The organism is Methylophaga sp. UBA2012 (genome assembly GCF_002335235.1).
GTDB classification, from domain to species: Bacteria; Pseudomonadota; Gammaproteobacteria; order Nitrosococcales; family Methylophagaceae; genus Methylophaga; species Methylophaga thalassica.
This window is the reverse complement of the sequence record NZ_DDCG01000002.1, coordinates 277,979-304,083: the sequence shown is the minus strand read 5'-3', so window position 1 is coordinate 304,083 and position 26,105 is coordinate 277,979. Positions and strand designations below refer to the sequence as shown.

Here is a 26,105-nt window from a genome sequence, read left to right as displayed (position 1 = left end):
GGTGCCCACGTTGACGTGGGGTTTAGAACGTTCAAATTTTGCTTTAGACATGAGTAGTATCCCCGGCACTATATTTTATTGAGCCAAAAAATCAAAACAGGCAGGAACTCCCTGCCTAAGACAAATTGTGGAGCCCGCAATCAGAATCGAACTGATGACCTCATCCTTACCATGGATGCGCTCTACCGACTGAGCTATGCGGGCCTAAATTCTTCCAATCAAAAAATGGAGCGGGTGATGGGAATCGAACCCACGTGATCAGCTTGGAAGGCTGGAGTTCTACCATTGAACTACACCCGCAATTCAGTCATCTTGTTTATTTAATGGTGGAGGGGGAAGGATTCGAACCTTCGAAGGTAGAACCGTCAGATTTACAGTCTGATCCCTTTGGCCGCTCGGGAACCCCTCCACTAAAGACGTGGCATTTTCCGGAAATCTCACACTAATGTCAACACTTAAATCAGTAATTCTCGATTAGTTGACGTCTGAATGATTAGCTTGGCTAAATCTGTCGCGTGATTAACTGAAGTATGAAAGCCGTAATAGTATATTATTGGGTGATAAAAATCTGTATTAATTTCTAAAAACAGGAGACATTTATGGAGCAGTACCGCGGTACGACCATCCTTTCGTATCGCCGTGACGGTCAGGTCGTCATTGGTGGTGATGGGCAAGTCAGTCTTGGCAACACAATAATGAAAGGCAATGCGCGCAAAGTCCGACGGTTATATCACGGTAAAGTCATTGCTGGTTTCGCCGGTGGCACAGCGGATGCTTTCACACTATTTGAACGATTTGAAGCAAAATTAGAAAAGCACCAGGGCAATCTGACACGCAGTGCGCTTGAACTTGCCAAAGATTGGCGCACAGACAGAATGATGCGTCGACTTGAAGCCTTACTTGCTGTAGCAGATAAAGAAGCCTCCCTCATTATTTCTGGTAATGGTGACGTCATTGAACCAGAGCATGGCCTTATTGCTATTGGTTCTGGGGGCCCTTTTGCTCAAGCTGCAGCAACCGCCTTATTACAAAATACTGCTCTCAGTGCCAGAGAAATTGTAGAAAAAGGCTTGAATATTGCCGCTGACATCTGCATCTATACCAATCACAACCTTACAATCGAAACTCTGGACTCAAACTGATATCTATCATGCAATCATTAACTCCGAAACAAATTGTTAACGAACTCGATAAACGCATCATTGGACAACAGGCAGCTAAAAAAGCCGTCGCCATTGCACTCCGTAACCGCTGGCGTCGTAAGCAGCTCGATGCAGCACTTCAACATGAAGTGACTCCTAAAAATATCCTTATGATTGGTCCCACCGGCGTCGGTAAAACAGAGATCGCCCGAAGACTCGCCGCTTTAGCTAATGCGCCATTCATTAAAGTAGAAGCCACCAAATTTACTGAAGTGGGTTATGTAGGCCGTGATGTCGAATCAATCATTCGTGATCTTGCTGAAACAGCCATGAAAATGCTGCGTGAAGAGGCGATATCATCGGTAAAGAACAAAGCAGAAGATGCCGCTGAAGAACGTATTCTGAATGCCCTGCTTCGCCCTGCACGCGATGTTGAAACAGAAGATGAATCAACCACTCGCCAACGTTTCCGCAAAATGCTGCGTGAGGGCAAACTTGACGATCGTGAGATAGAACTGGAACTGAATGCCCCTAATGTAGGTGTTGAAATCATGTCGCCTCCAGGCATGGAAGAAATGACCAGCCAGTTACAAGAAATGTTTCAAAGTATGGGCTCACAACGTAAAAGTATGCGCAAAATTACAGTAGCTCATGCCATGCGACTGCTGTCTGAAGAAGAAGCACTGAAACTTATCAATGAAGAAGAATTGAAAGCCAAAGTGTTAGACAGTGTTGAACAAAATGGCATCGTTTTTCTGGATGAAATCGATAAGATTACCGGTCGAGGTGAAAGCAGTAACAATGCGGATGTATCTCGTGCTGGTGTTCAACGTGACCTTTTACCTCTGGTAGAGGGAAGCACTGTTTCGACCAAATATGGCATGATCAAAACCGACCATATTCTGTTTATCGCATCAGGTGCATTCCACTTAAGCAACCCCTCCGACTTAATACCTGAGCTGCAAGGTCGCTTACCTATTCGCGTTGAACTGGATGCACTTTCTTCTGCGGATTTTGTTCGCATTCTGACTGAGCCTGACGCTTCTCTGACGGAGCAATATATTGCGCTTCTGGCAACAGAAGGGGTTGAGTTAAGCTTCACCGACGATGGTATTGAGCGCATTGCTCAGCTGGCATGGGAAGTCAATGAAAAGACAGAAAACATTGGTGCCCGCCGTTTACATACCATGCTGGAAAAGTTGTTAGAACAGATTTCATATGAAGCTGGCAGCGAAGAAAATCTGTCTGTCACCGTCGATAAAGACTATGTCAATGAGCAACTTTCCGTGGTTGCTGAAGACGAAGATTTATCACGTTATATCCTATAAGGCATTCTTGATGGCAGAAATACCACTACCAACAGAGATTACGTTACACAAACAATCCAAGTGTCTATCTCTGAGCTATGGTGATAAGCAGTATCGTTTGTCAGCAGAATATCTCCGTGTCCACTCACCTTCAGCAGAGGTTCGTGGACATGGTCCCGGACAGGAAGTTCTGCAGACACATAAAGAAAACGTCGGTCTCGAAAAAATAGAGCCTGTTGGTCATTATGCACTCAAATTGTTTTTTGATGACGGACATGACAGTGGTCTTTTCACATGGGACTATTTGTACGAACTTGCCATACATCAGGATTCTCTATGGCAAGACTACCTTAACCGACTTCAGAAAGCCGGTTATCAGCGCCAACAGTAATAGGTCAAGTTATGGAAGCCAAAGACACCACCCATTTCGGTTATAAAGAAGTACCCACGGCCGAAAAAGCCAAACATGTCGCCGAGGTTTTTCACTCGGTTGCAGGTAAATATGATCTGATGAACGACTTAATGTCGCTTGGTATTCATCGCTTCTGGAAGCACTTTACCATCATGAACAGTGGTGTTCGTCGTGGGGCAACCGTATTGGATATCGCCGGCGGTACAGGCGATCTGACCCGACAGTTTTCAAAACTGGTAGGTGATACAGGCAAAGTTGTATTAGCTGATATCAATGCGTCTATGCTTAATGTTGGTCGTGACCGCCTGACGGATGATGGTATTGTGGGCAATATTGAATACGTTCAGGCCAATGCGGAAGCCCTGCCGTTTCCTGACAACAGTTTCAACTGTATTACCATTGCTTTTGGTTTACGTAATGTCACAGATAAAGATAAAGCACTGGCATCAATGTTTCGTGTACTCAAGCCAGGCGGCCAACTGATGGTCTTAGAGTTTTCTAAGCCAGCTGAGTGGATGGCACCGATTTATGATGCTTATTCATTTAAGATTCTGCCGCAGCTGGGCAAAATTTTTACTGGGGACGAAGACAGCTATCGCTATCTGGCTGAATCCATCCGTATGCATCCGGATCAGGAAACCTTAAAACAGATGATGACGGATGTCGGTTTTGAACGTTGTGAATATCACAATATGACCGCCGGTATCGTCTCACTTCATCGCGGTTATAAATTCTAGACTCATGGCCATTTTATTACGTCCAATCGAATTGGCTGTTAATCAGGCATTGAAACAGGATCCTGAAACGCGCGAACGGCTTAATACTTTTGAAAATCGTGTGATCGTGATTCATATTCAGGACTGGCAGCAATATTTACACGTCTCATTTCATCAGTCAGCAATCAAGCTGACTCATAATGATGAAGAAAATGCGGATTTATTAATCACCGCTAATGCGATAAGTCTGCTGAAGCTGGCCAAACACCCAGAGCACTTGTTCTCCAATGAGATACATATCCATGGGAATGTACAATTTGCCAAACAGTTGCAAGACGTTCTCGACGGGTTTGACTTTGACTGGGAACAGCAAATTGCCAATGTCACAGGGGACGTGATTGCTCAGCCGCTAAATTATGCCATCAAACAAGGTTTTTCATGGCTAAATGCGACCCAACGCTCCTTATCGATGTCACTTTCTGAATACCTGAGAGAAGAAGCTCACATCTTGCCAGACAAGATTCAAATCGACGATTTCATGAGTGATGTAGATAAGATCAAGGCAGATATTGATAGGCTTGAGGCACGTATAAACCGGCTGGAAACACATCATTGACGCACGTGAGCATTGACCTCAGCTATATCCATGTAAGGAGCCATTAATGAAGGCTAATCAGTTATCCAGACTGATTCAAATCAATCATGTCCTGGCAAAACATCGCCTGGACGAAGTGATCAAAGCGATTCATCTGTTACGTCCACTTCGATATTTTAGTTTTTTATCTCCTCATCGCTGGCGCAATAAACAATCGACACTTCCCAGAGGCGAAAGATTAAGACTGGCGCTACAAGACTTAGGCCCTATTTTTGTCAAATTTGGTCAGGTGCTATCCACTCGCCGGGATCTGCTGCCACCGGATATTGCCAACTCACTGGCCAAATTACAGGATCAGGTTGCCCCCTTTCCTGCGGAACAAGCCAAACAACTCATCGATAAAGCGTATGAAGCAGAATCACTGAATGAATTATTCGCTCATATTGAACCAGAGCCTCTTGCCTCAGCCTCTATTGCACAAGTCCATGCCGCGACCTTGAAAAATGGTGAACAAGTTGTAATAAAGCTGGTACGTCCCGGCATAGAACCTATTATTAAACGTGATATTGCCTTGTTATATACCCTGGCATCCTTCGCCGAACGATATTGGTCTGAAGGCAAACGCCTGCGTCCGAGAGAAATCGTTGCTGAGCTGGAAAAGAACCTGTTTGATGAACTCGACATGCTGCGTGAAGCATCCTCGGCATCACAACTTCAGCGTAATTTTGAAGGCACCACTTTACTCTACGTGCCGAAGATATATTGGAAACTGACAAAACCCAATATTCTGGTTCAAGAACGTATCTATGGCACCCCTATTAGCGATACTGAAGGTTTGATCGCCAAAGGGGTGGATATGGCTAAGCTCGCAGAAATGGGCGTTGAAATATTTTTCACCCAAGTCTTCAAACATAGTTTTTTCCATGCCGATATGCATCCCGGCAATATCATGGTGGATATTCATGATCCAAAAAACCCGAAATATGTGGCTGTCGATTTCGGCATTATGGGAACCTTGTCACCAGATGATCAGCGTTATCTCGCAGAAAACTTTCTTGCCTTTTTTAATCATGATTATCGTCGTGTGGCAGAGTTACATGTGCAATCTGGTTGGGTGCCAGCTGACACACGCTTGGATGAGTTTGAAGCCGCTATACGCAGTGTTTGTGAGCCTATTTTCGCAAGGCCACTAAAAGAAATTTCTTTCGGGCAGTTGTTATTAAGACTGTTTCAAACAGCGCGTCGTTTCAATATGGAAGTCCAGCCACAACTGGTTTTACTACAAAAAACCCTACTCAATATTGAAGGATTGGGCCGTGACCTCTATCCCGATCTGGATCTCTGGAAAACAGCCAAACCGATTTTAGAAACATGGATGAAAGAAAAAATGGGCTGGCAAGCCGCTTTAAGAACATTACAACAAGAAGCGCCACATTGGGCTGAAACCTTACCTGAAATGCCACGTCTATTATATGACTTGAGCAAACGTGCTCAGGAAGGTCAATTCAACGTAAATTTAGCATCAGCCGATATTCAGCAATTACGTAAAGAAATCAAGCAAGCCAGCTACCGTAGTGCCGCTGTTACAGCCGGCGCTGCTTTCCTGGTTGGTGCCGCAGTGATTACCGGGCTTGATGGTTATGCGACGACGATGTTTGCCGGCCTCCCAATTCTCAGCTGGGTGTTTGGTTTATGGGGGCTTGGCCTCATTTATTTTAGTATTTCAAAGAAAAGTTAATCGTTATGTTTAAGTGGATAGGCCTGATTTTAGGCTTCTTATTATTAAGTACCATGAGTGTTGGTTTACTGATTCTGGGTATTTTTGGTGCCCTGATAGGGCTTATATTTGGTGGTTTTGCTGATCGTGTACGGGCTTATGGACTTGGTGGCGCGAATCCTTTTACCAACCAAACTCGTCAAGCCGTCTTCCTGGAAACAGTCTTTGTATTGATGGGGAAATTAGCAAAAGCTGATGGCCGTATCAGTCAAATTGAAATCGACCATGTTGAAGCCTTTATCAAAAAAATGGGCATGTCTGGTGAGCACAGACAAGAAGCTATTCGTCAGTTCCAACGTGGCGCTGAACCCGACTTTGATATCAACGAAACAGTGACGAAATTTAAACAGCACTGTGGCAACACCTTTAATTTAAAACAAGTCTTACTGGTCTACCTGACGGTGATGGCTTTGGCCGATGGTAAGCTCGACCCACAAGAAAGACAGATTCTGGAGCAGGTTTCATCACAACTGGGTTATAGCCGAGCAGAGTTTAATCGAATCCTCGATATGGTGTTAAGTCAGGCTAATTTTTCAAGCGGCTATCAACAACAATATTCGTCAGGTCAGCAACGCTCTTCTATGAATGACCTTGCGGAAGCTTATAAAGCACTTGGTGTCACAGAGCACAGTTCTAATCAAGAAATTAAACGTGCATACCGCAAATTAATGAGCCAATACCATCCTGATAAATTAATGGGTCAAGGTGTACCTGAAGATATGATTGCTGTTGCTACTGAACAGGCTAAAGAAATTCAATTGGCTTATGATTTAATCAAAAAACATCGAGAGCAAAATTAGCCACCTTCATTTCAATTTTTGTTATTTCTTTGATATTATTTTTTACCCGAAATGCTTCAATCAAAGCCAAACTCGGTGTGAACCAAGGACGGAAAGTTACAGACCTTAAGATATTAAGGTGGCTGTGCTGCAATAATAACTAAGGAAGAAACACATGAAAAAAACGGCTTTTATGGGCTTGGCTTTATTTGCGGGTTTAACTAATATTGCCTTAGCGGCACCAACGAGCTTATCCACTACAGGTACCTGGCAAACAGCCAGCGGAGACTTAAGTTCACTTATTGGTCAGTCGGCACCTGCCACCTGGTCTTTCGACACAGACTTAACAACGGAGTTTGGACCATTTGGTGCTAACCTTACACCAATTCCAGGAAGCTCTGGTACGAGGCAACTTAGCAGCTCACCTAACTACATCCTCTCAGGGACAGCTGCGCCTACTGTATTTGATGGAAAGCAATTTAGCATCAGTATCTTAGATAATACTATTGCAAACGAAGATAAATTTCACTCAGATCTCGTAACGTCAATGGTCAATAAAGGTCTCAACCCTAACATGACAGGTGATGCACTTTTATTTAAAGCTAGAGTTATGACTCCGCCTCAGAAAGATTCCGTAGAATTCTTTACGATATATGGCCTAATGGTATTTGATGAAGACTTTTTCTCAACCCCAGTTTCAATATTACCTTCTGTAGACGTCCTGCTAGATAATGCATTATTTTCTTATGCATTACTGAAACATGAAATTAACTATGAAGAAACAGGCTATGCTAGTTATATTCAAACACCATCAGCCGTGCCTGTCCCAGCAAGTATATTGATGTTTGCTCCAGCATTGTTAGGCTTTCTTGGTTTGCGTCGTAAGGTGTAAAGGCATAAAAGCTTAAAATATTTAAATAAGAAAAAACTAAAAAGCCGTAGTGAGAAATTATTACGGCTTTTTTTGATCGCTTTAATAACTTAGCTTTGCTATTAAAATAATCCTACTATTGAACCATTATCATCAATATCAATCCGCTCTGCTGCAGGATGTTTTGGTAATCCTGGCATAGTCATTACATCACCACAAAGCACGACAAGAAAACCTGCACCGTTTGACAGACGAACATCACGAATGGTTAGCGTATGGTTCTCAGCCGTGCCACGTAAGCTCGGGTCACTGCTAAAAGAATACGGCGTTTTTGCCATACAAACCGGAATATCCCCGTGCTGCTCATTCAGCATGGCGATCTTATCCATCACTTTTTTATCAGCTACGACCTGACCTGTACCATATAAACGTTTAGCGACTTCGTTGATTTTGTCCCAAAGCGGCAAGCTATCCGGGTATAACAACTGACAAGGTTCGGCATCAGCATCCAGCATTTCAACCACACGCTGTGCTAATGTTTCAGCACCAGCACCACCTTCGGCCCAATGGCGAGCAAGAATAGCCTCTGCGCCCATCTCTTTCACTGCTGTTTTAATCAATTCAATCTCAGCATCGCTATCATTGACAAAATGATTGATGGCGACAACACAACGCAAGCCGAACTCGTTTTGCAGATTGCTTAGGTGACGTTTTAAATTAGCCAGTCCCGTATTCAGTGCATTAAGATTTTCAGCAGTTAGCTCTTTCAGCTCCAGACCACCGTGATATTTCAGGGCTTTTACTGTGGCGACAACCACTGCCATATCCGGTTTAATTCCCGCTTTACGGCACTTAATATTGATGAATTTTTCTGCACCTAAATCAGCACCAAAGCCGGCTTCAGTGACAACATAATCACCCAGTTTTAGTGCCATCTTGGTTGAGATGACAGAATTACAGCCATGCGCGATATTGGCAAAAGGCCCGCCGTGTACAAAAGCCGGGTTATTTTCTAAAGTCTGAACCAGGTTCGGCTTAATCGCTTCTTTCAATAAAGCCGCCATCGCACCATGCGCCATAATGTCACGGGCATAACGAGGCGTCCCATCTACCGAATAAGCGATTAAAATTTCGCCAAGACGTTGCTTCAATTCCTGTAAAGAATTGGACAAACAAAAAATGGCCATCACTTCTGAGGCCACCACAATATCAAAACGCTCTTCACGTAAATAACCGTTAGCAGGGCCACCCATACCAACGACGATGTCCCGCAGCGCACGATCATTCATGTCCATCACTCGTTGCCAGACAATACGTCTAGCATCTAACTGCAGTGCATTGCCATGATGAATATGGTTATCAATCATCGCTGATAATAGATTATGTGCTGAGGCAATCGCATGTAAATCGCCGGTAAAGTGAAGATTAATATCTTCCATCGGCACGACCTGTGCATAACCGCCACCGGCGGCCCCACCTTTCATACCAAAACACGGCCCCATTGATGGTTCGCGCACACAGACAATCGATTTTTTGCCAATTCGGTTAAGCGCATCACTCAAGCCAATGGTTGTAGTGGTTTTGCCCTCACCTGCCGGCGTTGGACTGATGGCCGTGACTAAAATCAACTTACCATCCGCTTTCGCTGCCATATCATCCATTACTTCCAAAGAGACTTTGGCTTTGAAACGTCCATACGGGTCAATATGATGTGAGGCAAGACCAAGCTTTTCCTCAGCGAGACTAGTGACTTCCTGCATTGAAGCTTGTTGGGCAATTTCAATATCTGACATGGTTTTCCTGAGCGGGGTTGAATTTGAGTCCTATTATACGTGAGTTACGAGGGAATCCCGAATAGCACATCAGTCCCCCCAACGAGGCATCAGATTATGTTCTATTTTCGCCTGGTCCAGTATTCTGGCGACAACAAAGTCGACCAGTTCATTTAGGGATGTAGGATTAAAATAGAAGCCAGGATTTGGGGGGAAAATACACACGCCAAGCTTAGCAAGTTTCAGCATATTTTCCAGATGAATCACTGAAAATGGCGCCTCCCTCGGCACTACGATCAATTTGCGATCTTCTTTGAGCATGACGTCGGCAGCGCGGTTTATCAAATTATCACTCTGGCCGCAGGCGATAGCCGATAGAGTGCCCATGGTACATGGACACACAATCATGCTTGGCACGCGATGAGAGCCGCTTGCCAATGGCGATGACCATTGCTGTTCACCATACACCCGTAACTGTTCAGGGTGGCAGTTAAACTCTTGAACTAATTTCGTTTGAACATCACTGGCCCGAGCGGGTAATTTCCAATCAAGCTCATCAGCAAGCACGATTCTGCCTGCAGTGGAAATCATTAAATGCACAGTGAGGCCTTGTTGTAACAGCACCTCCAGTAAACGCTTTGCATAAGGTGCACCTGAAGCGCCTGTAATGGCTAATGCGATCTGCTGCTGATCTAACATAATTAGGCAATCGCCTCTAAAATCCGTTGGTGAATACCGCCAAAGCCACCATTACTCATCACTAAAATTTCATCACCAGACTGTGCTTCATTGCTGATTGTTTTAACGATAGCGTCGACAGAATCAAATACACTGACATGATCGCCCAATGTTTCTGTGACTTGTTTTAGTGACCATTTCAAATCAGCATCCTGAAGCAATAACACTCTGTCTGCCTGAATTAAAGACTGAGCCAATGTCTCCTGATGCACACCCATTTTCATGGTGTTAGAGCGAGGCTCAAGTACCGCAATCAGCCGACGGTTCCCTACTTTAGCTCTTAACCCGGCGATAGTGGTGGCAATAGCGGTCGGATGATGAGCAAAATCATCGTACACCCGAATATTATTAATTTCGCCTTTCAATTCCAGCCGTCGTTTAACACCGGCAAACACTGATAAGGCCTCACAAGCATGTTCAATGGTGACACCAACATGATGAGCTGCCGCTATTGCCGCAAGGGCATTACTCACATTATGCTGACCGAGCATATCCCATACAACGCGGCCAGTGGCTTCACCATGGCGTACTTCAAACTCGCTACCATCATTCTTCAATAATGTCGCTTGCCAATCCCCCTCAGCGCCCAGTGTTTGACGTGGTGTCCAACAGCCCATATTGAAGACATGCTCAATTGCTTTCTCTTGTGGCGAAAGAATCAAACCTTGCTCAGGCACAGTTCGAACTAAATGATGAAACTGCTTTTGAATAGCGGCCAAATCATCAAAAATATCAGCGTGGTCAAATTCAAGATTATTAATAATCAACGTTCTGGGCATGTAATGGACAAATTTAGAACGCTTATCAAAAAATGCCGTATCGTACTCATCTGCCTCAATTACAAAAAAAGGCGTTTTACCGAGTCTAGCTGTTTCGCCAAAATTATCAGGCACCCCGCCGATAAGGAAACCAGGTGCCATATCGGCATGCTCGAGAATCCAAGCTAATAAACTACTGGTGGTTGTTTTTCCATGTGTACCAGAAACAGCCAACACCCATTTCCCTTGCAGCACATGTTCATTCAGCCACTGTGGACCAGAAACATAGGGAAGACCTTTATTTAACACATACTCTACGGCCGGATTACCTCGTGACATGGCATTGCCCATCACCACTAAGTCAGGGGCAGGCTCTAAATGTTCAGGTTTGTATCCTTCCCTGACATCAATGCCTGCGGCAGCAAGCTGATCACTCATCGGTGGATACACATTGGCATCTGAACCACTCACTGTCATGCCAAGCTCTCTGGCTAAAATGGCCAGTCCGCCCATAAACGTGCCACAAATCCCCAGTATATGAATATGCATTACGCAACTCCTGAAATAGTGAGTCCAACCACAATCAACGAAGCAATGGTATAAACCGTCGTTATAACCGCTGCTAAACCGGGTCGGATATCAAGTGCATACCTGAAGATATGTGCAACAACAAATAAACTCCAGAAAATAACAATAAGTACCAGTAATAAGATAATACTGGTTAGCTGACTATGAGGCTCTACCTGTCGAAATAATACAAAGACTGGCCAGCTAATCATGCCAATTAATGCACCAGTCCCTGCCATAGCTGTTAAGGTTTGCTCGAAGCGAGAAGGCAATCCGCGGATAAATAATAAGCCTTTAGTAACGATAACCAGCATGGCAGTATCAGCCAGTGCTGCCACCAAGCTAATCGTCCAGCTATGATCAATATGGCTAACCAGTACGCCGACGATAAAATACGTGACAACACTAAAGTTCAGTAATATTGAAGATGCCGGAATATCGGCCGGACTTGCCTGAAATAAACAAACCTGGAAAAACCGCAGAATCACTTTAATCATCACGGCATAATAACGTGTCACTTAAACGGAACAAAGTATTTAATGATTTTTTTCGAAGAGATATAAAAAAACCCGGCAAAATAGCCGGGTTTTTTTGTCGACATATTAATAAAATATTAATCGTCAACAACGACACCCCATGGGAATTTGCCCACTTCGATCGTTTTAATTGTTTTATTTGTAGCTGTGTCCACGACAGAAACGGTACTACTAACACCATCAGCTGTGTATAAACGTGAGCCATCACGCGTCATACCCAAGCCCCATACACGTTTACCAACAGGTACATTTGCTTTCATTTCCAGTGTTTTAGCATCTAAAACAGCGACGGAGTTACCACGCCCCGTTGTTACATAGATGGTTTTATCATCTGGGCTAACAGCAATATCCATAGGCTTGGAGTTAGGTAAGTCGATAGAAGCCTGTTTGATAATTGATAATGATTTTGTATCAATAATCGTCACTTCATTACCTACTTCACTGGTTGAGTAAGCCAACGAGCCGTCACTGTTAAATGCCAGACCACGAGGACGGGCAGCAACTAAAATATTTTTTACCACTTTATGTTTAGCCGTATCAATCACATGAACCATATTAGTGGATTCACTAGTAACAAGTGCCAAGCTACCATCAGGTGAAACGGCAACACCTTCGGGTTCCAAACCAACAGGAATGACTTCAATGATTTTGCCTGTTTTCGGATCAATGACACTGGCTTGAGCATCATCCTCGTTAGATATATAAATATTGCCATTCGGTGCGACATCAAATGTTTCAGGATCGTCTCCCGCTTCCAGCTTTTTCACCACTTTCAGCGTATCTAAATCAACAACGGCTATCGCACCTTCTTCACTAATAGCAACGTAGAGTTGTTTTTGATCCGGTGATAAACCAATCCCTCTTGGCCGCTCCCCAATATTAATGGTGTTTATCACTTCATTGGTTTTTGTATCAATGACGCTGACCGTATTGTCTTTTTCATTAGTGACAAAAACACGGTGTGATGGCTCAGCCCAAACGGTTGTACTGGCCATAATCAATGTGGCTAATAAAATATTTTTTAATTTCATCATGTTTCCTTCTTCTCTCTAATTATTTTTTACAGGTAACCATTCCAAGACTATCTAAACCACCTTTTACACCTCTCAATGGAGCTTCGGCGACAATGTTATCGTCCTTGTCAATCAGTAAAACAATCTGACGTAATTGCCCTGTTTCTCTGAATGTCGCGGTATCCCCTTTCTGCCCATCAAATGACAAGTCATTCTTGAGGTAGTTCAACATTCCTGCAGCATCAATTTTTTGCGTTCTGGCAACAGTATCTGACAACATCTTCACCGCTGCCCAACCAGCCCAAGCATCATCATCCATTTGTGTTTTGTGATTTCTGGTGAATCGTTTATTCAATTGTGAAGCAGCAAACTTAACAAAATCATGATGCCATGCATGAGCCGTCACCAATGTATCAGGATTCTTTGCCTGCCATTGAGCGAGTGCATCAGCTTTCATTTGTTTGCTCAAAGGGATATTCAATAAATTCGATAAACATGCCTGACGTAATCCATCAGCATCAGAGCTCAGGTTAAACACCGGTACATGGGCTAATTTTTTCATTTTGGCAACGTCGAGAATATGTTTAGCATCTGTTCCAACCAGTACCGCCGTTATTTCAGATTCTGGCAGAGCAGCAAGTTCTTGTTCGGTGACATTTTTGACTTGATAGTTTTGTCCTAAAAACTGTCCCTGTAGATTAGCCTCCGTGAGTCCTTGCTGAACCCCAGCCCAAACCTGCCCATCTGTTGGACCAATATAATGAAGAGTGACATTAATTGGGTTGGCAAAGATAATTTGTGGCCAGATAAATAAAACCATAAGGCCCAGCTTTTTTAACTTACTCATAATCTCTCCATTTTTATTTTGCTTCTTATTTTCCACCATACAGAATCAGGAAGCTGATTAAATCAGCAAATTCCTCAATCTTGTAGAGCACTTCTCATTTAGAAAGTTCAACCATCCACACTATTGTGTCAGTAAAACAGGCCGTTACACCTTAGGAGTTTTTCCTGTTTTGTTGATGGCAGCCATTATTGGTTTAAATCAACCATTCTATGAGCAAAGCTTTATATTCAAGAAATCAAAATGAAGGTCGATAGCTTGATTATCACAACAGGTTAGTTTTTTATGAATAAGCAATATCGCCTTCAGGTTCAACAAACACAGGAAAGTCTTGAAGAGTTTGTCACCTTCATGAGTTTCCGTTGTGACTGTAGTGGTGTACGAATATTGTCTATCGAAACAAAAGAGCAAGCCGCCATACGAGATGAAGCAGAACAGTCAGGAAAAGTGGTGCCCATTCAATCACGGCGCCGTTCTAAACCATCCACTGTAACGATTAGCAAAGAATTACGTTTTAACGACCAAAATACTCACTCATAAAAAAAGCCCGATTTCTCGGGCTTTTTTGTTAGACCTGACTACCGTCTTCGCCAATTTCCTGATCGCTGTCTTTCACTGGCGGAAGTAAATCCTCTTTACTCACCCCCATAAACAGTACAGCAGAACTCGCCACATAGATTGAGGAGTAGGTACCAATCATGATGCCCAGCAATAATGCCTCAGCAAATGAATGAATCACCTCACCACCCAGGATAAATAAAGCAAACACCACTAATAACGTTGTGAATGATGTCATTAAGGTTCTGCTCAACGTCTCGTTCAGAGAGGTATCAATCACTTCTTCTGATGTCGCTTTTCGGATTTTAAGGAACCCTTCACGCACCCGGTCAAAAACAACAATCGTATCATTCAATGAATAACCAATAATGGCCAGAACGGCAGCCAACACCGTTAAATCAAATTCGACATGTGTAATTGAGAAGAAACCTAAGGTGATAATGACGTCATGCACCAAGGCAGCGACTGACGCAATCGCAAAGCGATATTCAAAACGGAATGCCACATAAATCAGAATACCAATTAAGGCATATAAAACCGCTAAGCCTCCCTGTTCTGTCAGATCATCTCCGACTTGAGGCCCAACGAACTCGACACGACGAACATCGATCGGACTACCAGAATCAACTTGTAATAAGGAAACGACATTATTACTCATCTCCGCCATGTTCTCGGTTTCAACGATAGGTAAACGAACGAGAACATCATGGATTGAACCAAAATTCTGCACGACTGCTTCCGGATAACCACCATTTTGGAGACTTGAACGAATCTTATCCAAGTTAGCTGGCTCCTGATAACCCAGCTCGATCATGGTGCCGCCAGTAAAATCAATACCAAAGGTCAAACCTTGTGTCACCAATGAGCCTATAGACACGATAAGTAATATGCTTGAAAACGCTATGGCAAACCAGCGTTTCGACATGAATTTGATATGCGTTTGTTTATTAAAAAACTGCATGAACATGATTCCTAAATTGATAGCTTAGGTTTATTTTTACGACCATAGAACAAGTTAACTAAAGCACGTGTTCCCATAATGGCCGTAAACATAGAAGTGATAATGCCGAGTGATAATGTCACAGCAAAACCTTTAATCGCGCCCGTTCCGAAGCCAAATAACACAATGGCTGCAATCAAGGTGGTGATATTCGCATCAGCGATGGTAGAGAACGCTTTATCATAACCGGCGCTGATACTGGCTTGAGGGCTATTACCATTTCGTAGCTCTTCACGAATACGTTCATAAATAAGTACGTTAGCGTCAACCGCCATACCCACAGTCAGCACGATACCAGCAATACCGGGCAAGGTCAGTGTTGCCTGTAATAACGAGAGTAATGCCACAATGAAAATAAGGTTCGCGGCTAAAGCGACGTTGGCAAATAAACCAAATACGCGATACCAGACAAGCATAAATACCAGCACCAGTACAAAACCAATAATGACTGACTCAAAGCCTTGTTCGATATTCTGTTGCCCCATGCTTGGTCCAACAGTCCGTTCTTCGACAATTTCAATCGGAGCCGCTAAAGCACCCGCCCGTAACAGCAGCGACAAATCACGCGCTTCTGTTGTGCTGTCTAAACCAGTAATCTGGAATTTTTTACTGAGTTGATCGCGGATGGTGGCGACATTGATAATCTCAGGCACCTGACGTCTGACAGAAACCAGTTCACCATCAATCTCTTTTGTTTCCATTTTTGACTCAATGAAAACCACCGCCATTGGATTACCGATATTATCGCGGGTCACATTACTAAATGCTCTCGCACCTTTACCATCCAAGGTGACAGAAACAGCTGGGGTACCAGATTGCGGATCTAAAGTTGATGCCGCATTGATCACATGCTCACCCGTCAGCATGACGCGCTTATCCAGCAAATAAGGACGTCCATCACGGCTGTAATAAAGTTCTGAGTTCGGTGGAATGCGTCCATTCACCGCATCTTTAACATCATGCTCTGTATCAACCAGTCTGAACTCAAGGGTAGCTGTCGCTCCCAGGATCTTCTTCGCCTGCGCGGTATCCTGCACACCAGGCAGTTGAACGACGATTCGGTCATCCCCCTGCTGCTGCACCGTTGGCTCTGCCACACCCAGCTCATTAATACGATTTCTTAATGTAGTGATGTTTTGTTGTAAGGCGAGTTGTTTGGTCTCACGAATACTCTTTTCAGACATATTCATGATGATTTCAGGGGTAGCCTCATTATCAGATACTGTGACCTGAAGATCATTGAAGTTTTTCAGAATCAAAGATTCAGCTTTGTCTCTGTCTTCGGTGTTGCGTAACACCAAAATCAGGTTCTGACCTTCTACTTTGATTTGTTTATAACGAATTTTTTCTTCACGAAGTGATAAACGAATATCACTGCCATAAGTATCAAGGCTTTGCTTCACAGCGGCGTCCATATCCACTTGCATAAGAAAGTGAACACCGCCACGCAAGTCCAAACCGAGATTCATCGGTTCAGCACCCAAAGACGCTAACCAATGTGGTGTGGTAGATGCCAGGTTTAATGCAATGATGTAATCACCTACCAGTGATTTGCTTAAAACGTCCTTGGCTTTTAATTGGCTGTCAGCTGAGGTCAATCTGATAAGTAACTTATCATCTTCAAGCTGAGCACCTTTATATTCAATGCCAGCCGTTTTGAGTGCTTTTTCCGCTTTATCGGCTAAAGCCAAATCCACCGTGGCAGTTCTACCAGCAGAAATCTGCACTGCCGGGTCATCCCCGTAAAGATTAGGGAGTGCGTATAGTCCAGCGACTAACAGCACAATAAGAACAAGTAAGTTTTTCCACAGTGGATATCGGTTCATAATTCATTCCTGACTTTTACTTCAAGCCATCCTTCAGATGGCCAGACCTTATAGTTTTTTCAATGTACCTTTGGGTAAAACAGCATTGACTGATTCACGACGTACTTTTACTTCAACATTTTCAGCAATTTGAACAGTGATCGCATTATCGGTAATTTCAATAATTTTCCCCATCAAACCACCGTCTGTTACCACTTCGTCGCCTTTTGATAAGGCAGATTGCATTGCTTTATGTTCTTTTGCACGTTTTTGCTGAGGTCTGATCAGCATGAAATAAAACAGCACTAACAGGATAATTGGAAAAGCAAAATCCATCAGGCCTGGAGAACCTGCTGTTGTCGTTGCTGCATCAGCAGCGGCAGCTGGAGAGATAAAAAAGTCCATCGTTAATCCTCAAAATCAACAAGAAAAAAGAAACCGATTATGCCACAGCTGACAGGGTGTTCGATAGCATTGAACCGTTTTAAACAATTTCAGTTTCTCTGAGGGCATAAAACTCATGACGAAATTGCGTGAGTGTATTGTTTTCTATTGCCTGCCTCAGGCCACTCATCAATGTCTGGTAGTAATGAAGATTGTGAATGGTATTCAGTCTCGGCCCCAACATTTCTCCGGTTTTATCTAAATGATGCAGATAAGCCCGGCTATAGTTCTGACAGGTGTAACAATCACAATATGGGTCTAATGGTTTAGTGTCCGTCTTGAACCGGCTATTACGAATCTTAATCACGCCCTGATGCACAAATAAATGACCATTGCGTGCATTACGGGTAGGCATGACACAGTCGAACATATCCACGCCACGCATCACACCTTCCACTAAATCTTCGGGACGTCCCACGCCCATAAGGTAATGGGGTTTATCCTGCGGCATCACCGGCGCCAGAAAATCGAGTATCCGCAGCATATCTTCTTTCGGTTCACCCACTGATAAGCCGCCAATGGCATAACCATCAAAACCAATCTCCATTAGTCCATCTAAGGATATTTGACGTAATTTCTCATGCATTCCTCCCTGCACAATGCCAAATAATGCTGAAGGATTATCGCCATGCGCTTCTTTACTGCGTTTTGCCCAACGAAGTGATAACTCCATGGATTTTGCTGCGGTATCGATATCAGCTGGATACGGTGTGCATTCATCAAAGATCATGACGATATCACTGCCCAAAGCGCGCTGCACCGCCATTGACTCTTCTGGTCCGAGAAAGACTTTACTGCCATTCACTGGTGAACTGAAATGAACACCTTGCTCAGTAATTTTACGCAGCTCTCCCAGACTAAACACTTGAAAGCCGCCGGAGTCAGTCAGGATAGGTCCCTGCCACTGCATAAAGTCATGTAAATCACCATGGGCTGAAATAATCTCTGTCCCAGGGCGCAGCATTAAATGAAATGTATTGCCTAATATTATTTCAGCACCAGTCGCTTTGACCTCTTCGGGTGTCATCGACTTTACTGAACCATAGGTACCAACAGGCATAAACGCAGGGGTTTCTATTGTTCCCCGTTCAAACGTTAATCGTCCTCGACGGGCAAAGCCGTCCTGCGCAAGTAAATCAAATTTCATTCATTTAATCTCAGCAAAAAACGCCGGACAGAATAACATTTTCTTGATATTAACGGCGAAACTGACGCAATTGAGGTAGGATCCCGGTCATTGTCAGTTTGGAGAAATCAATGTCAGATCCGAGAATTATTGTTGCCCTTGACTATGCTACAGCCAATGATGCCCTGCAGATGGCCGATCAAATTGATCCGAAGCGTGCACGCGTAAAAGTAGGGAAAGAGTTATTTACCCGCTCTGGCCCAAGTGTAGTCACTGACCTAGTCTCCCGCGGTTTTGATGTGTTTCTCGATCTGAAATATCACGATATTCCTCATACTGTTGCCAAAGCCTGTGCAGCCGCTGCTGATCTAGGTGTATGGATGCTCAATGTACATACTTTAGGTGGTGCAGCGATGATGGAAGCAGCTAGAGAAGCCGTTGACAGCGCTTCTACTCAACCAATTCTGATTGGTGTTACCTTGCTTACCAGTATGGATCAAACTACGTTTGAGCAAATCGGCCTTAGCGGTAATATGTCTGATACCGTGATTCGCTTAGCAAAAATGGCTAAAAGCAGCGGCTTAGATGGCGTCGTATGTTCTGCTCAAGAAGCTAGTGCGCTTCGCGAAAATCTAGGCGAGGCTTTCCAATTAATCACGCCGGGCATTCGTCCTGCAGGTAGTGATGTTGGAGATCAACATCGGATTATGACACCAAAACAAGCAATAGAAGCTGGAAGCCATTATCTGGTGATTGGCAGACCAATTACCGCAGCAAGTGATCCAATGCAGGCGTTGGCAGATATTGAAAAAAGTCTTCTCTGAATAAAAAAGCCCGGTAAACCGGGCTTTTTTTATTTCTATATTTCAAAGCACATTTATACTTTAAATTTACTTGCCGCTTCTTGTAACTGCGTCGCCAGATTACTCAATGTTTCTACTGCAATAGAAGACTCTCTAGCCCCCTCAGCCGTATGCTCAGCAACCTGACTGATATTTACAATACCACGGTTGATATCTTCAGCCACTGAAGACTGTTCATTCGCGGCACTGGAAATTTGTGCACTCATTTCATCCATGGTGGAAATCATCGCAGTGATTGAATCCAAAGCAGCGCCAGCACTGGATGCTTTTTCAACACTGTGTTTGGCTCGCTCACGGCCTTCGTTCATCACTTTTACCGCTACTTGGGCACCTTGTTGCAAGCGTTCAACCATCTCTTCTATTTCATGAGTAGATGATTGTGTTCTAGCAGCCAGCGTACGGACTTCATCGGCGACCACCGCAAAGCCTCGACCGTGTTCACCTGCACGGGCAGCTTCAATAGCTGCGTTCAGTGCAAGTAAGTTAGTTTGTTCAGTAATGCCACGAATGACATCAACGATTGCACCGATATTACCGATATCTGATTCCAAGCTACTCAATTGTTCTGCCGCTTTTTCAACTTCGGTAGCTAAGGAGTCAATGGCTTGCATGGTTTCCATCACCACCTGCTTGCCTGCTTTAGCTTCTGTATCAGCATTTCGAGCAGCTTCTGCCGCACTGGAAGCTGTTCGAGCCACTTCTTGAACTGAAGCGGTCATTTCATTCATGGCTGTCGCCACTTGTGTCGTTTCTGACTGTTGGCGTAATACTCCATCAACCGTTTCTTTGCTGATAGCTTGCATATTTTGACTTGCTGACGTGAGCTGAGTTACACCACCAACTAAAGTATGGACTAGGTTAGCAACATTTTTTCTGGCACTATCTAACTCAAACGCCATCCAACTAAAGTCACTTTTACCAGAAATGGCCACTTTATGCGTCAAATCACCTTTCTTGATATTTTGAATTGCACCAACAAGTGTTGTTGCACGTTTGTCACCGAACCGACCAATATGATGAGCGATAGCCACCACTAAAATACTTGCTACAACAACGTATATCGCTGCAATGTAAAGAGCCTGTATTTCCTTGATACCAGAGTGATACATATAGCCTTCAAGCAGTAATAGCCCCAATAAGGCAACCACACCGAGACCACCAATGATATACATGCGTTTTCTCAAAGAGAAATTTTCAAGTTTGAACACGTCCGTCTCTCCCGGATTGAACTTAATTATTATTTTTGCCTCAGACGTATAAACTAAGACCACTATCCTCTATAGCTGAACCTAGTGTTTCCTCGGCTTCAGTCATTATATCGTCACTTTGACCGTTCGCTTGAGTAAAATTCTGAGAATTCTGCATTTGCTGTGGCTGATCATCTCTTTGCTGCTGATGCTGTTGCTGACCAACCTCTGCATGCGTTAATTGAATCCCATTTTCTGCAAAACTATCTCGTAATTTTGGCAAAGCCTGTTCCAACGCATCTCTTGTTGTAGAGTGTTGTGCGAGAAAAGTTACACTGGCCTGATCATTTTGTACATGGAGTTTTACTTCAACTGGACCTAAATTAGCCGGGTTCATTTTCAACTCTGCCTGCTGAATGCCTTCTTTAGCCATCCATACGACTCGGCTATTCATCACTTGTGACCATGCTGAGCTTTGTATATTCGGCTGAACGGGAAGGTTTACCATAGGCGCGCTTGCTGTTGTTGTAGATCCTGACTGTGATGACGTTGAGCTAATATTCACAGAGGCCGCGGTAGCCGGTGCGCTAGCTGATATCCGCTCTTGAATCGTTTTATCAGCACGAATGCCAAGCAGATCAACATCTGTTTTATCTTTGTTTTCGGCTTGTGCTGCCATCATATTCCTAACATTAGTAACCTGCTCACCATCACCTCTTTGGCGTTGTCGTTTAATGGCATCCATGATGTCGGCACGAATTTCACTGGTTTTGCCGTCTGCTTCATTCATGGATTGCAACGCCTTGGCAAAATTGGGCACTTTTTCGTCAGTCGAATTTTGAGTTTGTTTAATGACCGCTTTTTCTGTCTCCGTTACCGTAACTAAGCTGGCATCAGCTTGTTTTTTGTTAAGCGCATTGGTTTCTGAGTTAGCTTCACTTGAGGATGTTGATTGTTTTTGAGACTCTAAAGTTGATGTAACAGACGGCGCGGTCGCTGTTCTTTTTACGCCAGCGTCACCTTCCTCCGCCACATTAACTTCATCGTTGCTGGTCGCGGGTAGTTTTGTTTCTGGCGACTGGGCAACTATAAAAGTTGTTTGCGAAGCTGCTGTGTCAGAATCCTCAGAAGGTGATTCCGAATCATTTTTAGGATCAGTATCTTTATCACTGACCTTGTCCTCAGACGGCAATTTCTTGCCGTCATCGTTGTCGCTTTTTTCCGTCTTTTTGTCCGCTTCCGTTGTGACGGAGTCATCCTTTTCCGTTTTATCGGTCGCCTTATTATCGCGGCTTTCAACTGATTTCGTTTGCGACTTATTTGATTCGATAGACCTCTGTTCTGCTGTATTGATATGTTTATCAAGCGTTTCAGAGAAAGAGTTATCCTTCGATATTTCTTTGGTATGTGCTGGCTTAGTGCTGACAACACTATCGGTTTGTATAGAAACACTTTGTGGCATAACGCCTCTCCCTACTCTATCATCGTTATCGACCTGTTCATGGAGTTAGGAGCAAGCAATGTGCCAGTATTTAGAAGAGTTCGATATCTCCGGCATCGACACTTTTTTGTGAGACAGATTTGTGTTTTGTTTCATCTATTTTATTCTGGAGTTCAGCTACTGTTTTTTTGACCTCTAGAAATTTCTGCTGACATGCTGCTAGATCACCATCGGGATCCGATGACAAGGGTATCTCACTAATTACATTGATAAGTGCTGACACTGTATTTAAGCGCTTATCCATATGTTCGCTTAACTGATGACACATATCTTCAAACTGAAGTGATGTTACCGCTTGGTTTACTAAACCAGATATCTGATGACTAATCTCACTCGTACCAGATATCACGGATTGCGTTTTATCATTCAGTGCTGACATGGTAGTGGTCATTTCTGCTACTTTGGCTTTACTGTTCATTACTAAATCGGTATCGGCAGAGACCAACTCAGAAATGACATCACTTGCCTCGTCAATGGTTGACTTCACCTGCATAGTGATTTTATTTATTTCATCACTAAAGTCATCAGATTTTTGTGATAGTTTTCTGACTTCATCTGCAACAACAGCAAATCCACGCCCGGCATCTCCTGCTCTTGCTGCTTCTATCGCCGCATTTAAGGCTAATAAGTTTGTTTGAGATGCAATATCTTTTACGTCATCCAGCAAAGAAATTACGCCGTCTACTCTCTGATTAATTTCATCCAGTTTATCCATTACTAAACGACTATCTTCTGAGTTTTTTAGCAAGGTTTGCACAAGAAAGCTCATAACCGATTCGGTTTCTTTTATAAACTCAGACAGGCCTTGCTGACCATCTTTATGATCAACCAAGCTATGAAGCATATCATCCTCATTTGCTGCCTGTTCATTCAGACCTTGGAAACTACTCCCTAAAGATTGCACAGCATTTGATAACAGCGCTGAAATTTGTTCATTCTCTGCACGTATATTTTCGATCTGAAGCGTGATATCACCGACTACTTCTTTTTTTAAATCATCAATATCTGCCGAAGATAGCTGTGTCGTAGCAACCACTGTCTGCGTTTGAACTGACACATTCTCACGCAATAAAAAAAATACTGAAACAGAGGCAAATAGAACCAATAACGCCGCCAGCCAGTTCACAAAAAATAAGGCAGCCACAACAAACCCTATGGACGATAGGAAAGCAATAATATGTTTTTTATCAAACGGATTTTTCATCATATCGTCCTTAATTAACTCTCGCGTATGTATCGAACATTATCGACCCTGTTTCATGATCTCTTGAGCAATTTTATCCAGCGGTAGCATCAATTCCGCCGCCCCCAGCTTGTAGGCCGCGCCGGGCATACCCCAAACAACACTGCTTTTTTCATCCTGAACGATGTTACTTGCCCCATTTTCTTTCATCTCCATCATACCCCTAGCGCCATCATCCCCCATTCCCGTCAACATAATCCCAATCGCATTCGCTCCAACATTTTGAGCAACTGAGCGAAAGAGAACATCTACTGAGGGTTTATGACGTGATACCGCGGGACCATCATTCAATCGGCAATAGTAACGGGCTCCACTACGCTCAACTAAAAGATGTTTATCTCCTGGGGCAATATAGGCATGTCCGGGCAGTATTTGCTCACCATCTTCTGCCTGACTGACATTCAACGCCGACATTTTATCAACACGGTCCGCAAAAGGCGCACTAAAGCTCGCAGGAATATGTTGGGTAATCACAATACCCGGTGCATTAGCAGGCAAAGCACACAAGACTGTCTTTATTGCTTCTGTTCCACCAGTGGAAGCTCCAATTGCAACAATTTTTTCAGTGGTTCTTAACGGAATATTTTTTGAACTCTTAGCAATAATCGCGTCAGCAGTTAGACGCTCTTCGACTTCCAGTACCGCTTTTTGGCTCAATTGTTCAGGCTGAACACCTGCCGCAGCTTTAACCTTACTGATAATTTCTTCTGAGTAGGAGGATAACGATTGAGATAAATCTAATTTGGGTTTTTCTACAAAATCAAATGCACCTAGAGCCATTGCTTCAAGGGTGATTTGTGCACCTTTTTCGGTCAGTGTTGAGACCATAACCACTGGCATTGGTCTCAACCGCATCAGATTACGTAAAAATGTCACCCCATCCATTTTTGGCATTTCAACATCCAGCGTTAACACATCTGGATTAAACTGTTTAATCTTTTCTCTAGCCTGATAAGGGTCTCCAGCTGTCGCGACTACTTCCAGTTCAGGGTCGGAATTGAGGATCTCTGATAGTAGCTTTCTGACTAACGCTGAATCATCAATGACAATAACAGAAATCTTTTTCATTCCTTCCCTACCTGTCGAATAACTCTACGCCACCACTCTGGGGCGCGGCTTTTAATTGTTCATGATACTGAGACTCGCGCTGGTAAACAGTATCATTTTGAAGTTTCTGAATACGTTTTACATACATTTGCCCGGTACTGGGGTAATACATCAGTTTTCGTGGATGAATGTCTCCAAGATCATAAGCAATCAGAGGGATGCCCTCGGTTTGAGCGAAGCTAAGAATAAAGTCACTATTTTTACGTCCAATATCATTAGATATTCCGTTAATGATGCGAGCCCCACCACAAACCTTCATTTCTAAATTAGCGCGTTCGCCACCGGCCTTTAAAATCTCATTTATCAATGATTCCATGGCAAAACTGCCATAACGTGTTGCCATACCTTTCCATGTTTCACTAGGTGCATTTTCCGTCCATGGCAGCATAAAGTGATTTACGCCACCAATACCTTTTATTCGATCACGAATACAAGCCGCAACGCAGGAACCCAACGTTGTTGAAATCACCTCATCATCACTGCAACTAACATAGAGCTGTCCAGGTAAAATTTTTGCAACCCAGGCTTGAGCATAGTTATCCCAGTAACGATTAACGTCTTCAAACCCTTTTATTGCAGTTGGTAGAACAGGAAGTAAAGCCATCATGACTGTCGTCTGTATATTGTGTTTCCAACAGAAACAAACTGTTCACTAATATTAAATAACGTTTCTGAGTGCCCGATAAACATATAACCACCGGGCAGTATCTTTTCAGCAAACCGATGGAATAAATCTCTTTGAGTGGCTTTGTCAAAATAAATAATGACATTTCGACAAAATATCACATCAAACGGCCCTCGCATTGGAAAGGTGTGCAACAGGTTTAACCTTTTAAAAACAATATAATTCTGTAAGAAACTCTTAACCTTCACTAGGTCTGTATTCTCTTTTCCTCGAGCGAACCAAGATTTTTTTTCATTCTCTGAGAACTGAGTAATACGTTCAATGGCATAGACACCCGATGCAGCTTGCTCTAGAACATTGGCATCTAAGTCGGTTGCCAGAACTTTTACATCCCAGTCTTTTTTATCACGGAAAAACTCGTGTAAGCATATAGCTAAACTGTAAGGCTCTTCTCCAGTCGAACACCCTGCAGACCAGATACGTATTCGTTTAGTCGTTTTATTCTTGAGCATTAACTCTGGAAAAACGTATTGTTTTAAATAATCAAAATGATGCTTTTCCCGAAAAAAAGCTGTCAGATTGGTTGTAATGGCATTGATTAATAATTCTTTTATTTCATCATCACCATTTTCGATAGCATTACAAAATGTATCAAAGCTACCCTGAAACAATTTCCGAACATGTTTCGATAACCGGCTATACACCATGTCTTTTTTTGCCGGTGGCAATAAAATTCCGGTGTGCGCAGTTACGAAAGCACTTATTTTAGAAAAATGCTTATCCGAGAACTCAAATTCCCGCGCAGTTCTATCCATGAGA

26 protein-coding genes, 3 tRNA genes and 1 riboswitch are annotated in these 26,105 nt (G+C 43.4%); of the genes, 10 read left to right on the top strand and 19 right to left on the bottom strand.

The annotated features are described in order from the left end of the window. Positions 1 to 128: 128 nt before the first annotated feature. From B2248_RS03155 to B2248_RS03145, 3 genes are all read right to left on the bottom strand, one after another. Positions 129 to 204: transfer RNA gene (locus B2248_RS03155), tRNA-Thr, on the bottom strand. A 22-nt stretch (positions 205 to 226) separates the two neighbouring features. Then, positions 227 to 300 (bottom strand) — tRNA-Gly (locus B2248_RS03150). A 24-nt stretch (positions 301 to 324) separates the two neighbouring features. Continuing rightward, positions 325 to 409: transfer RNA gene (locus tag B2248_RS03145), tRNA-Tyr, on the bottom strand. Positions 410 to 599: 190 nt separating this feature from the next. Here B2248_RS03145 and hslV point away from each other — a divergent pair. The 8 genes from hslV to B2248_RS03105 all read left to right on the top strand — a co-directional run bounded on the left by hslV (position 600) and on the right by B2248_RS03105 (position 7,620). Continuing rightward, positions 600 to 1,142: an ATP-dependent protease subunit HslV gene (gene hslV / locus B2248_RS03140; RefSeq protein ID WP_273178790.1), complete on the top strand. Its 543-nt coding sequence runs from the start codon at positions 600 to 602 to the stop codon at positions 1,140 to 1,142. Positions 1,143 to 1,150: 8 nt separating this feature from the next. After that, positions 1,151 to 2,470: an ATP-dependent protease ATPase subunit HslU gene (hslU, locus tag B2248_RS03135; RefSeq protein ID WP_273178792.1), complete on the top strand. Its 1,320-nt coding sequence runs from the start codon at positions 1,151 to 1,153 to the stop codon at positions 2,468 to 2,470. Between the two features lie 10 nt (positions 2,471 to 2,480). Beyond that, positions 2,481 to 2,840: a DUF971 domain-containing protein gene (locus tag B2248_RS03130; protein WP_273178794.1), complete on the top strand. Its 360-nt coding sequence runs from the start codon at positions 2,481 to 2,483 to the stop codon at positions 2,838 to 2,840. Positions 2,841 to 2,851: 11 nt separating this feature from the next. After that, the gene (gene ubiE / locus B2248_RS03125) at positions 2,852 to 3,598 is read left to right on the top strand and encodes a bifunctional demethylmenaquinone methyltransferase/2-methoxy-6-polyprenyl-1,4-benzoquinol methylase UbiE (protein WP_007144655.1); all 747 of its coding nucleotides are present in this window, start codon (positions 2,852 to 2,854) and stop codon (positions 3,596 to 3,598) included. A 4-nt stretch (positions 3,599 to 3,602) separates the two neighbouring features. Next, positions 3,603 to 4,193, top strand: a complete 591-nt coding sequence (locus B2248_RS03120) for a ubiquinone biosynthesis accessory factor UbiJ (RefSeq protein ID WP_007144654.1) — start codon at positions 3,603 to 3,605, stop codon at positions 4,191 to 4,193. 46 nt (positions 4,194 to 4,239) lie between these two features. After that, complete coding sequence (gene ubiB / locus B2248_RS03115) at positions 4,240 to 5,910, top strand: ubiquinone biosynthesis regulatory protein kinase UbiB (protein ID WP_273178798.1); 1,671 nt, start codon at positions 4,240 to 4,242, stop codon at positions 5,908 to 5,910. A 5-nt stretch (positions 5,911 to 5,915) separates the two neighbouring features. Beyond that, positions 5,916 to 6,749 carry a co-chaperone DjlA gene (djlA, locus tag B2248_RS03110; protein WP_273178800.1) on the top strand — a complete coding sequence of 278 codons (834 nt, stop codon included), beginning with the start codon at positions 5,916 to 5,918 and terminating at the stop codon, positions 6,747 to 6,749. 55 nt (positions 6,750 to 6,804) lie between these two features. Then, positions 6,805 to 6,884: riboswitch (cyclic di-GMP riboswitch) on the top strand. A 19-nt stretch (positions 6,885 to 6,903) separates the two neighbouring features. Further along, positions 6,904 to 7,620, top strand: a complete 717-nt coding sequence (locus tag B2248_RS03105; protein ID WP_273178802.1) for a hypothetical protein — start codon at positions 6,904 to 6,906, stop codon at positions 7,618 to 7,620. Between the two features lie 101 nt (positions 7,621 to 7,721). On the opposite strand, the gene B2248_RS03100 is transcribed toward B2248_RS03105, so the two are convergent. The 6 genes from B2248_RS03100 to B2248_RS03075 all read right to left on the bottom strand — a co-directional run bounded on the left by B2248_RS03100 (position 7,722) and on the right by B2248_RS03075 (position 13,830). Beyond that, the gene (locus B2248_RS03100; RefSeq protein ID WP_273178804.1) at positions 7,722 to 9,392 is read right to left on the bottom strand and encodes a formate--tetrahydrofolate ligase; all 1,671 of its coding nucleotides are present in this window, start codon (positions 9,390 to 9,392) and stop codon (positions 7,722 to 7,724) included. Between the two features lie 69 nt (positions 9,393 to 9,461). Then, positions 9,462 to 10,070 carry a UbiX family flavin prenyltransferase gene (locus B2248_RS03095; RefSeq protein WP_273178806.1) on the bottom strand — a complete coding sequence of 203 codons (609 nt, stop codon included), beginning with the start codon at positions 10,068 to 10,070 and terminating at the stop codon, positions 9,462 to 9,464. A 2-nt stretch (positions 10,071 to 10,072) separates the two neighbouring features. Next, positions 10,073 to 11,416 (bottom strand): UDP-N-acetylmuramate:L-alanyl-gamma-D-glutamyl-meso-diaminopimelate ligase, encoded by a 1,344-nt coding sequence (mpl, locus tag B2248_RS03090; protein WP_273178808.1) that lies wholly within the window; start codon positions 11,414 to 11,416, stop codon positions 10,073 to 10,075. Further along, positions 11,416 to 11,952, bottom strand: a complete 537-nt coding sequence (locus B2248_RS03085) for a hypothetical protein (RefSeq protein WP_007144648.1) — start codon at positions 11,950 to 11,952, stop codon at positions 11,416 to 11,418. The genes mpl and B2248_RS03085 overlap by 1 nt, the downstream gene beginning before the upstream one ends. A gap of 95 nt (positions 11,953 to 12,047) precedes the next feature. Then, positions 12,048 to 13,001 carry a glutaminyl-peptide cyclotransferase gene (locus B2248_RS03080; protein WP_007144647.1) on the bottom strand — a complete coding sequence of 318 codons (954 nt, stop codon included), beginning with the start codon at positions 12,999 to 13,001 and terminating at the stop codon, positions 12,048 to 12,050. A 22-nt stretch (positions 13,002 to 13,023) separates the two neighbouring features. Continuing rightward, positions 13,024 to 13,830, bottom strand: coding sequence for an ABC transporter substrate-binding protein (locus tag B2248_RS03075; protein WP_273178812.1), 807 nt, complete (start codon positions 13,828 to 13,830; stop codon positions 13,024 to 13,026). 282 nt (positions 13,831 to 14,112) lie between these two features. Here B2248_RS03075 and B2248_RS03070 point away from each other — a divergent pair, with 282 nt between their 5' ends. Then, positions 14,113 to 14,367 (top strand): hypothetical protein, encoded by a 255-nt coding sequence (locus B2248_RS03070; RefSeq protein WP_273178814.1) that lies wholly within the window; start codon positions 14,113 to 14,115, stop codon positions 14,365 to 14,367. Positions 14,368 to 14,395: 28 nt separating this feature from the next. Here B2248_RS03070 and secF read toward each other — a convergent pair whose 3' ends face one another. The 4 genes from secF to tgt all read right to left on the bottom strand — a co-directional run bounded on the left by secF (position 14,396) and on the right by tgt (position 18,781). Then, positions 14,396 to 15,346 (bottom strand): protein translocase subunit SecF, encoded by a 951-nt coding sequence (gene secF / locus B2248_RS03065; protein ID WP_273178816.1) that lies wholly within the window; start codon positions 15,344 to 15,346, stop codon positions 14,396 to 14,398. 11 nt (positions 15,347 to 15,357) lie between these two features. Beyond that, positions 15,358 to 17,211, bottom strand: coding sequence for a protein translocase subunit SecD (secD, locus tag B2248_RS03060; protein WP_273178818.1), 1,854 nt, complete (start codon positions 17,209 to 17,211; stop codon positions 15,358 to 15,360). Positions 17,212 to 17,259: 48 nt separating this feature from the next. Next, positions 17,260 to 17,595, bottom strand: coding sequence for a preprotein translocase subunit YajC (yajC, locus tag B2248_RS03055; protein ID WP_007144642.1), 336 nt, complete (start codon positions 17,593 to 17,595; stop codon positions 17,260 to 17,262). Between the two features lie 79 nt (positions 17,596 to 17,674). Continuing rightward, positions 17,675 to 18,781: a tRNA guanosine(34) transglycosylase Tgt gene (gene tgt / locus B2248_RS03050; protein WP_273178821.1), complete on the bottom strand. Its 1,107-nt coding sequence runs from the start codon at positions 18,779 to 18,781 to the stop codon at positions 17,675 to 17,677. Between the two features lie 110 nt (positions 18,782 to 18,891). Here tgt and pyrF point away from each other — a divergent pair, with 110 nt between their 5' ends. Continuing rightward, positions 18,892 to 19,584, top strand: a complete 693-nt coding sequence (pyrF, locus tag B2248_RS03045) for an orotidine-5'-phosphate decarboxylase (RefSeq protein ID WP_273178823.1) — start codon at positions 18,892 to 18,894, stop codon at positions 19,582 to 19,584. Between the two features lie 53 nt (positions 19,585 to 19,637). Here pyrF and B2248_RS03040 read toward each other — a convergent pair whose 3' ends face one another. From B2248_RS03040 to B2248_RS03015, 6 genes are all read right to left on the bottom strand, one after another. Then, positions 19,638 to 20,831: a methyl-accepting chemotaxis protein gene (locus B2248_RS03040; RefSeq protein ID WP_273178825.1), complete on the bottom strand. Its 1,194-nt coding sequence runs from the start codon at positions 20,829 to 20,831 to the stop codon at positions 19,638 to 19,640. Between the two features lie 40 nt (positions 20,832 to 20,871). Continuing rightward, positions 20,872 to 22,272, bottom strand: coding sequence for a flagellar hook-length control protein FliK (locus tag B2248_RS03035; protein WP_273178827.1), 1,401 nt, complete (start codon positions 22,270 to 22,272; stop codon positions 20,872 to 20,874). A 70-nt stretch (positions 22,273 to 22,342) separates the two neighbouring features. Beyond that, the gene (locus tag B2248_RS03030; protein ID WP_273178829.1) at positions 22,343 to 23,515 is read right to left on the bottom strand and encodes a methyl-accepting chemotaxis protein; all 1,173 of its coding nucleotides are present in this window, start codon (positions 23,513 to 23,515) and stop codon (positions 22,343 to 22,345) included. Positions 23,516 to 23,554: 39 nt separating this feature from the next. Further along, on the bottom strand, positions 23,555 to 24,622 hold the full coding sequence (locus B2248_RS03025) for a protein-glutamate methylesterase/protein-glutamine glutaminase (RefSeq protein WP_273178831.1): 1,068 nt from the start codon (positions 24,620 to 24,622) through the stop codon (positions 23,555 to 23,557). A gap of 7 nt (positions 24,623 to 24,629) precedes the next feature. After that, positions 24,630 to 25,268 (bottom strand): chemoreceptor glutamine deamidase CheD, encoded by a 639-nt coding sequence (cheD, locus tag B2248_RS03020; RefSeq protein WP_273178833.1) that lies wholly within the window; start codon positions 25,266 to 25,268, stop codon positions 24,630 to 24,632. Then, positions 25,265 to 26,101, bottom strand: coding sequence for a CheR family methyltransferase (locus tag B2248_RS03015; protein WP_273178834.1), 837 nt, complete (start codon positions 26,099 to 26,101; stop codon positions 25,265 to 25,267). The genes cheD and B2248_RS03015 overlap by 4 nt, the downstream gene beginning before the upstream one ends. Between the last annotated feature and the right edge of the window lie 4 nt (positions 26,102 to 26,105).